The following is a 7,539-nucleotide window of genomic DNA, read 5'->3' on the forward strand; positions in this document are numbered from 1 at the left end:
GGCGGGGGTGGGCACGGGCAGGAACCTAGCGGACCTCCTCGCGCACCGGAGCCACCGCGCGGGGGCCGTAGACTCGACACCGTCCCCTCCCCTCCGAGTCCTTGAGAGCTGCCCTCGTGATCGTCGCCTCCGACATCGAACTGCGCGCGGGGGCCCGCCTCCTCATGGAGCACGTCACCTTCCGGGTGGCCCCGGGGGACCGCATCGGGCTCGTCGGGCGCAACGGCGCCGGCAAGACGACGCTGACCAAGGTCCTCGCCGGCGAGGCCCAGCCGGCGGCCGGCACCGTCAGCCGCTCCGGGGAGATCGGGTACCTGCCCCAGGACCCCCGCGCCGGGGACCCCGAGATGCTCGCCCGCGACCGCATCCTGTCCGCGCGCGGCCTCGACGACGTCATCGCCCGCCTGCGCAGGGCCGAGCAGGAGATGGCCAGCGAGGACGCCCGGGTGCGCGACCGGGCGATGGACCGCTACACCAAGCTCGACGCCCGCTTCGTGGCCATGGGCGGCTACACCGCCGAGAGCGAGGCCGCGCGCATCTGCGCCAACCTCAACCTGCCCGAGCGCATCCTCGAGCAGCCGCTCAAGACCCTCTCCGGCGGTCAGCGCCGCCGCGTGGAGCTGGCCCGCATCCTCTTCTCGGCCAGCGAGACGCTGCTGCTGGACGAGCCGACCAACCACCTGGACGCCGACTCGATCGCCTGGCTGCGCGAGCACCTGAGGAGCTACGCCGGCGGGCTCATCGTCATCAGCCACGACGTCGAGCTGCTCGAGGTCGTCGTCAACCGGGTGTTCCACCTCGACGCCAACCGCGCCACGATCGACCTGTACAACGTCGGCTGGAAGAACTACCTCAAGCAGCGCGAGACCGACGAGAAGCGCCGCGTGCGCGAGCGCTCCAACGCCGAGAAGAAGGCCGGCACGCTGCTGGCCCAGGCCGCCAAGATGGGCGCCAAGGCCACCAAGGCCGTCGCGGCGCAGAACATGGCCAAGCGCGCCGAGCGCCTGCTGGGCGAGCTGGAGGACGTCCGCGTCCAGGACAAGGTCGCCAAGCTGCGCTTCCCCAAGCCCGCGCCCTGCGGCAAGACCCCGCTGATGGCGGAGGGGCTCTCGAAGTCCTACGGGTCCCTGGAGATCTTCACCTCCGTCGACCTGGCCATCGACCGCGGCAGCCGCGTGGTCATCCTCGGCCTCAACGGCGCCGGCAAGACGACCCTGCTGCGCATGCTCGGCGGCGTCGAGCGCCCCGACAGCGGCCGCATCGTGCCCGGGCACGGGCTGAAGATCGGCTACTACGCCCAGGAGCACGAGACGCTCGACCACGAGCGCACCGTCCTGGAGAACATGCGCTCGGCCTCCCCGGACCTCGACGACACCCGGGTCCGCACCGTGCTGGGCTCCTTCCTCTTCTCCGGCGACGACGTCGACAAGCCCGCCGGCGTGCTGTCGGGCGGGGAGAAGACCCGCCTGGCGCTGGCCACGCTGGTGGTCTCCAGCGCCAACGTGCTGCTGCTGGACGAGCCGACGAACAACCTCGACCCGGCCAGCCGCGCCGAGATCCTCGACGCGCTGCGCCACTACGAGGGCGCCGTCGTGCTCGTCACGCACGACGAGGGCGCCGTCGAGGCGCTCGACCCCGAGCGCGTGGTGCTGCTGCCCGACGGCGTCGAGGACCTCTGGAACGCCGGCTACGCCGAGCTCGTCTCCCTCGCCTGAGCCGCCTCCGCGCACCCCGCGGCGCACCCGGGGCGCCCGACCGGCCGCTTCGAGTGGCCGGAAGGGCCTCCGGTGGTGACCATGGAGGAGGTCTGCGACGACGTGAGGAGGTCGGGGTGACCGAGACGATCAAGCGGGGAAGCCGGTTGAGCGGTGCGGAGCGCGAGCAGCTCGCCGGGGAGCTGACGAAGGGCTACGCCGAGGGCAAGAGCATCAGGGCGCTGGCGGAGGAGACCGGGCGCTCGTACGGGTTCGTCCACCGGCTGCTCAGCGAGAACGACGTGACGCTGCGCAGCAGGGGCGGTGCCACCCGGGGCAAGGCCCGTCAGGAGGGCTGAGGGCCCTCCGGGCGCGAACCGGCCCGGGAACCGCCGCCCGCTGCGGCGCGCCGGCGTCCCGACCTCCGCAGGTCGGGCGTCGGCGCGTCACAGCGAGCGGTCGGTGCCCCCGTCCACGGTGAGCGAGGCTCCCGTGACGTACGAGGCCGCGGGCGAGAGCAGGAAGACCGCCGCGCGGGCGAACTCGTCGGGCAGCCCGGCCCGGCGCAGCGGGATGTGCTCGAGCACCTCCGGCGCCAGGTCGGCGGAGTCCTCCAGCTCCAGCGGCGAGCCGGAGTCGACGTGACCGGCGAGCAGGTTGTTGATGCGCACCCCCCGCGGGCCGAGCTCGTCGGCCAGCGCCTTGGCGGCCATCGCCAGCCCCGGTCGCAGGCCGTTGGCGACGCCGGCGTCCATGGCGGGGGTGCGCACGGTGCTCGAGAGCAGCAGCACCAGCGACGCGCCCTCGCCGGTGGCCGCCTTGGCGACCGAGCGCGCCAGCCGCAGCGGCCCCAGCAGGCTGGACTCGAAGGCCTCGCGCCAGGCGGCGTCCTGCGCCTCCAGGACGGTCGAGGTGGGCGGGGTGCCGCAGGAGACGACGGCGCCGTCCAGGCGGCCGAAGCGCGCGTTGGCGGCCGCCACGAGGCGGGTCTCCGTGCCGGGCTCGGAGATGTCGCCCGGCACGAGCAGCATCCGCGAGGGCTCGCCGATGGTGGGCGCCACCGCCGCGAGCTCCCCCTCGTCGCCGGCGGACAGCACCAGCAGCGCACCCTCGTCGGCGAGGACCCTCGCACAGGAGAGGCCGAGGCCGGTGGAAGCGCCGGAGACGATGTAGACGCGGTCGGTCAGGCCCAAGTCCATGAGCCTATTGTTGCGCAGAGTGGCCGATGAGAAACACAGCATGATCTCGTACACCCGAACGGGGGAATCAGCGCGCTGAGGACGCCCCGTGCCGACCGTCCAGCGCGGCGTCCTCGGCCTCCTCGTCGCTGCCCGGGCGCGGCGGGGCGCCCCGTCCGCGCGCGCGGCCGCGCCGGGCCGCCCGCCCGCCCGTGCGCTCGCCCGTGCGCTCGCCCGGCGCAGCGGGCTCGCGCCCACCCGCCGTCGGCCCGTCGGGCTCCCGACCGTCGGGCTCCCGACCGTCGGGCTCCCGTGCGTCGGCCCCCTGCTCCCCGGGCACCGGCGGCGCGCCCGCGCCGAGCGGCGCGCCGAGGGCGCCGCCGGAGCGGCGCGCCTCCAGCTCGCGGCGGCCGGCCACGACCCACACGACGAGCGCGGTGACGGCGAAGCCGAACCACTGCACCGTGTAGGCCAGGTGCGGACCCTCGTCGACGTCGGGACGCTCCGCGGGCAGCGGCGCCTGCGCCGGCGCCGGGGTCTCCGCGGCCAGCACCGCGTAGCCGCCCAGCAGCGGCGGGGCGCCCGCGGCGGCGGTCTGCCGCCCCACCTCCTCGGCGGCGATGGAGGCGGCCTGGCCGGCGGGCACCTCGCCGCGCTTGGTCGGCTCCCACGGCCGCAGCCGCGCCACCACGCTCACGGGACCCTGCGGCGGCGCGGGCACGCTGTCGGGCCGCTCGCTGCTGGAACCGGCGGGCACCCAGCCGCGGTCCACCAGCAGCGCACCGCCGTCCGCGAGCACGAGGGGGACGAGGACGTCGTAGCCGGTCTGCTCGTCGCGGGGGCGGTTGCGCACGAGCACCGTCGCGCCGGCGTCGTAGGTGCCCTCCACGCGCACCGGCGTCCACGCGTCCGCCGCGTCGAGCTGCTCGCCGGCGGGCAGGACGTCGGTGACGGCGCCGGGGGGCGCGTCGTAGTTCTGCGTCAGCGGCGCGTTGGCGGCCAGCCGGTCCTGGCGCCGGTGCCACTGCCAGCGGCCCAGCACGCAGCAGACCACGGCCACCGCGAGGGCCAGGGCGAGCCCGCGCACCCAGCGCGGCTCGCGCAGCAGCCCCAGGACCGAACCGGGGACGCGCTCGCCGGTCGAGGGGTCCGTCATGTCGTGCAGGGTGCCACGCGCTCCTTCAGACGGGCAGGTCGGTGGCGTCGACCACCTCGCGCAGGAAGCCGCGCGCCCCCAGGAACTGCGACAGGTGCTCGCGGTGCGCCGTGCACGCCAGCCACGTCTTGCGCCGGTCGGGGGTGTGCAGGCTCGGGTTGTTCCAGCGCAGGCCGAAGTCGGCGTGCTCGTGGCAGCCGCGGGCGCTGCACAGCAGGTCGGAGGGTGGTTCGTGACCCGGTTCGCCGGGCCCGGCGGCCAACGTGACGGGCGGGTCGACCCCGGGTGAGCGCGAGGTGGCGCCCGGGTGTCGGCCCCGGTGTCAGCGGGGGCCGGTGGGCGTGGGCTCCTCGTGGGCGGTGGGCTCGTCGCCCGGGGAGCGCACGTCCGTGATGCGCGCCTCGATGGCCGGCAGCTGCGGCGGCGGGGCGGCGCTCACGTCGAAGGACTTCGGCGGGGGGCCCTTGGACTCCCGGCCGGCGTTGGCCAGGACGACGGCGACGTAGGGCAGGAAGACGGCCCCGGCCACGAACAGCCAGCGCGTCCAGTGGTCGATGAGCACGAAGAGGAGGAAGCACGCGGTGCGGACCACCATCGAGACCACGTACTTGCGGTAGCGCACGCCGATGTCGTCGGTGTGCGATGTGGGAGCTGCGGTGATGCGGTAGACACCGGGGTCGTCGGCGTTGTTGGCCGGGTCGTGCTGGGGGCGCAGAGGCACGCGTACCACGGTAAGCCCGCCCTCCGACACGTGCCGCCGCTGGCGGCGGCGCCCCGATGCGTTAGCTTTCCTCCCCGTGCCCGACCCCGCCGAGCAGACCCCGTCCTCCAGCAGCGAGAGCGCCGGTGCGGCGCCCGCCGCCCGCCGCCCGCGCAGCGTCCTGGTGACAGGGGGCAACCGGGGCATCGGCCTCGCCGTGGCCTCCGCCTTCGCCGCGGCCGGCGACCGGGTGGCGATCACCCACCGCTCCGGCGAGCCGCCCGCCGGCTTCTTCGCCGTGCGCGCCGACGTCACCGACGGCGCCTCCCTGGACGCGGCCTTCGCGGCCGTGGAGGCCGAGCAGGGCCCGGTGGAGGTGCTGGTGGCCAACGCCGGCGTCACCCGCGACCAGCTGCTCATGCGGATGAGCGACGAGGACTTCGAGTCCGTGCTCGACGCCAACCTCGCCGGCGCCTGGCGGGTCGCGCGCCGCGCGGTGCGCGGGATGGTCCGCCTCAAGCGCGGGCGGATCGTCCTCATGTCCAGCGTGGTGGGCCTGTACGGCTCGCCCGGGCAGACGAACTACGCCGCCTCCAAGGCCGGCATGGTCGGCCTGGCCCGCTCCATCGCCCGCGAGCTGGGCAGCCGCGGGATCACCGCCAACGTCATCGCCCCGGGCTTCGTCGACACCGACATGACGCGCCGGCTGCCCGAGGCCACCCAGGCCGAGTACAAGGGCCGCATCCCCGCCGGCCGCTTCGGTGCGGTCGAGGAGATCGCCCAGGCCGCGCTCTTCCTGGCCGACGCGGGCTACGTCAACGGCGCGGTGCTGCCCGTCGACGGCGGCCTCGGCATGGGGCACTGACACCCCCGCACGAACGGCACGAACGGCACGGCGCGGGCACGACGACCGCGGCGACGACCACCACGAGAACGACGACGGAAGGAACCCCATGGGTCTGCTGGACGGCAAGCGACTGCTGGTCACCGGAGTGCTCACCGACCGCTCGATCGCCTTCGGCGTCGCGCGGGTGGCGCAGGAGGAGGGGGCCGAGGTCGTCCTGTCGTCCTTCGGGCGCCAGATGAAGATCACCTCCACGATCGCCAAGCGGCTGCCGAAGCCGGCGCCGGTCATCGAGCTGGACGCCACCAGCGAGGAGGACCTCGCGGCCCTGCCCGAGCGCGTGCGCGAGCACGTCGACGGCCTCGACGGCGTGCTGCACTCGATCGGCTTCGCGCCCAAGGACGCCATGGGCGGCAACTTCCTCAACACCGAGTGGTCCAGCGTCGCCACGGCCGTGCAGGTCTCGGCGTTCTCGCTGAAGTCGATCGCGGTCGCGGCGCTGCCGCTGATGAGCCGCGGCGGCGCGGTCGTCGGCCTCACCTTCGACGCCCGCGTCGCGTGGCCGGTCTACGACTGGATGGGCGTGGCCAAGGCCGCCTTCGAGTCCACCGCCCGCTACCTGGCGCGCGACCTGGGCCCCAAGGGCGTCCGCGTCAACGTCGTCTCCGCCGGGCCGCTGCGCACGACGGCCGCCACCTCGATCCCCGGCTTCGAGACCCTCGAGGGCACCTGGGGCGAGCGCTCGCCGCTGGGCTGGGACGTCACGGACACCGAGCCGCCGGCGCGCGCCTGCCTGGCGCTGATGTCGGACTGGTTCCCGGCCACCACCGGCGAGATGATCCACGTGGACGGCGGTTTCCACGCGATGGGGTCCTGAGCCCCCGTGGCCCAGGACCCCACCCCCTCGGGCGGGCGCCGGCTGCTGGTGCTCGCCGTGGTGATGGTCTGCTGCATCCTCGCCCTGGCGGCGCTGGCCACCTGGGCCCAGCAGCGCGGCTGAGCGGCACCCGGCCGGCCCCGCGCGGGGTCAGCCGGGGGCCAGCGCCTCGTCGGCGAGGTCGGCCTCGACGACGTCGTCGTGGGTGATGCCCAGCAGCGGCAGCACGGCGTCGAGGTAGGGCACGTTGAGCGCGGCGTCGGCCTGCTCGCGCACGACGGGCTTGGCGTTGAAGGCGATGCCCAGCCCCGCGGCGCCGATCATGTCCAGGTCGTTGGCGCCGTCGCCGATGGCGACGGTGCGGTGCAGCGGCAGCCCCTCCGCGGCGGCGAACTCCCGCAGCGCGGCGGCCTTGGCGGCGCGGTCCACGACGGGACCCAGCACCCGGCCGGTGAAGCGGCCGTGGACGACCTGCAGGCGGTTGGCGCGCACGTGGGCGATGCCCAGCCCCGCCGCCAGCGGGCCCACGACCTCCAGGAAGCCCCCGGAGACCAGCGCCAGGGTGAAGCCCAGCCGGTGCAGGGTCCGGCACAGCGTGCGCGCCCCGGGGGTGAGCTCGACGGCCTCGCGGACGCTGTCGAGGACCTCCACGCCCAGCCCCTCCAGGCAGGCGACGCGCTCGCGCAGCGAGGCGGCGAAGTCGATCTCGCCGCGCATGGCGCGCTCGGTGACGGCGGCCACCTCCGCCTCGCGGCCGGCGTGCGCGGCCAGCAGCTCGATGACCTCCTGGCGGATGAGCGTGGAGTCGACGTCCATGACCACCAGGCGCCGCCCCATGCGCGCCAGCCCCCCGGGGGAGACGGCGGCGTCCAGGCCGTGGCGGCCGGCCTCCACGGCCAGCGTGCGCCGCAGCGCCAGCACGTCGGCGGGCGAGCCGTGGGTGGACACGTCGAGCTCGACGCTCGTGACCGGCTCGGCCGACATGCGCCGGATGCGGTCGACGTTGGCGCCCTGCTCGGCGAGCACGGCGGTGATGCGCGCGACCGCGGCCGGCAGCAGCGGCGCCCCGAGCAGCGTCACGTGCAGGCGG

General features: G+C 75.2%; 9 protein-coding genes. 4 read left to right on the forward strand and 5 right to left on the reverse strand.

The genetic code is table 11. From position 1 onward, the window contains the following. Nucleotides 1–116: 116 nt before the first annotated feature. The gene (locus GTQ99_RS16830; RefSeq protein WP_166616888.1) at nt 117–1,715 is read left to right on the forward strand and encodes an ATP-binding cassette domain-containing protein; all 1,599 of its coding nucleotides are present in this window, start codon (nt 117–119) and stop codon (nt 1,713–1,715) included. A 116-nt stretch (nt 1,716–1,831) separates the two neighbouring features. Then, on the forward strand, nt 1,832–2,053 hold the full coding sequence (locus GTQ99_RS16835) for a helix-turn-helix domain-containing protein (protein ID WP_166616889.1): 222 nt from the start codon (nt 1,832–1,834) through the stop codon (nt 2,051–2,053). 87 nt (nt 2,054–2,140) lie between these two features. Here the strand turns inward: GTQ99_RS16835 and GTQ99_RS16840 are convergent, their stop codons facing one another. From GTQ99_RS16840 to GTQ99_RS16855, 4 genes are all read right to left on the reverse strand, one after another. Continuing rightward, complete coding sequence (locus GTQ99_RS16840; protein WP_166616890.1) at nt 2,141–2,893, reverse strand: SDR family oxidoreductase; 753 nt, start codon at nt 2,891–2,893, stop codon at nt 2,141–2,143. 67 nt (nt 2,894–2,960) lie between these two features. Continuing rightward, complete coding sequence (locus GTQ99_RS16845) at nt 2,961–4,028, reverse strand: SURF1 family cytochrome oxidase biogenesis protein (protein WP_166616891.1); 1,068 nt, start codon at nt 4,026–4,028, stop codon at nt 2,961–2,963. Nucleotides 4,029–4,053: 25 nt separating this feature from the next. Next, complete coding sequence (locus tag GTQ99_RS16850) at nt 4,054–4,290, reverse strand: hypothetical protein (protein WP_166616892.1); 237 nt, start codon at nt 4,288–4,290, stop codon at nt 4,054–4,056. Nucleotides 4,291–4,350: 60 nt separating this feature from the next. Next, complete coding sequence (locus tag GTQ99_RS16855) at nt 4,351–4,749, reverse strand: DUF3099 domain-containing protein (RefSeq protein WP_205707656.1); 399 nt, start codon at nt 4,747–4,749, stop codon at nt 4,351–4,353. 76 nt (nt 4,750–4,825) lie between these two features. Between GTQ99_RS16855 and fabG the strand changes: the two genes are divergently transcribed. Continuing rightward, complete coding sequence (gene fabG / locus GTQ99_RS16860; RefSeq protein ID WP_420814577.1) at nt 4,826–5,593, forward strand: 3-oxoacyl-ACP reductase FabG; 768 nt, start codon at nt 4,826–4,828, stop codon at nt 5,591–5,593. 88 nt (nt 5,594–5,681) lie between these two features. Next, on the forward strand, nt 5,682–6,449 hold the full coding sequence (gene fabI / locus GTQ99_RS16865) for an enoyl-ACP reductase FabI (RefSeq protein WP_166616893.1): 768 nt from the start codon (nt 5,682–5,684) through the stop codon (nt 6,447–6,449). 150 nt (nt 6,450–6,599) lie between these two features. Here fabI and serB read toward each other — a convergent pair. Continuing rightward, on the reverse strand, nt 6,600–7,539 hold a 940-nt coding region (serB, locus tag GTQ99_RS16870), incomplete at its 5' end, for a phosphoserine phosphatase SerB (RefSeq protein ID WP_166616894.1).

The organism is Kineococcus vitellinus (assembly GCF_009906315.1).
Classification (GTDB): domain Bacteria; phylum Actinomycetota; class Actinomycetes; order Actinomycetales; family Kineococcaceae; genus Kineococcus; species Kineococcus vitellinus.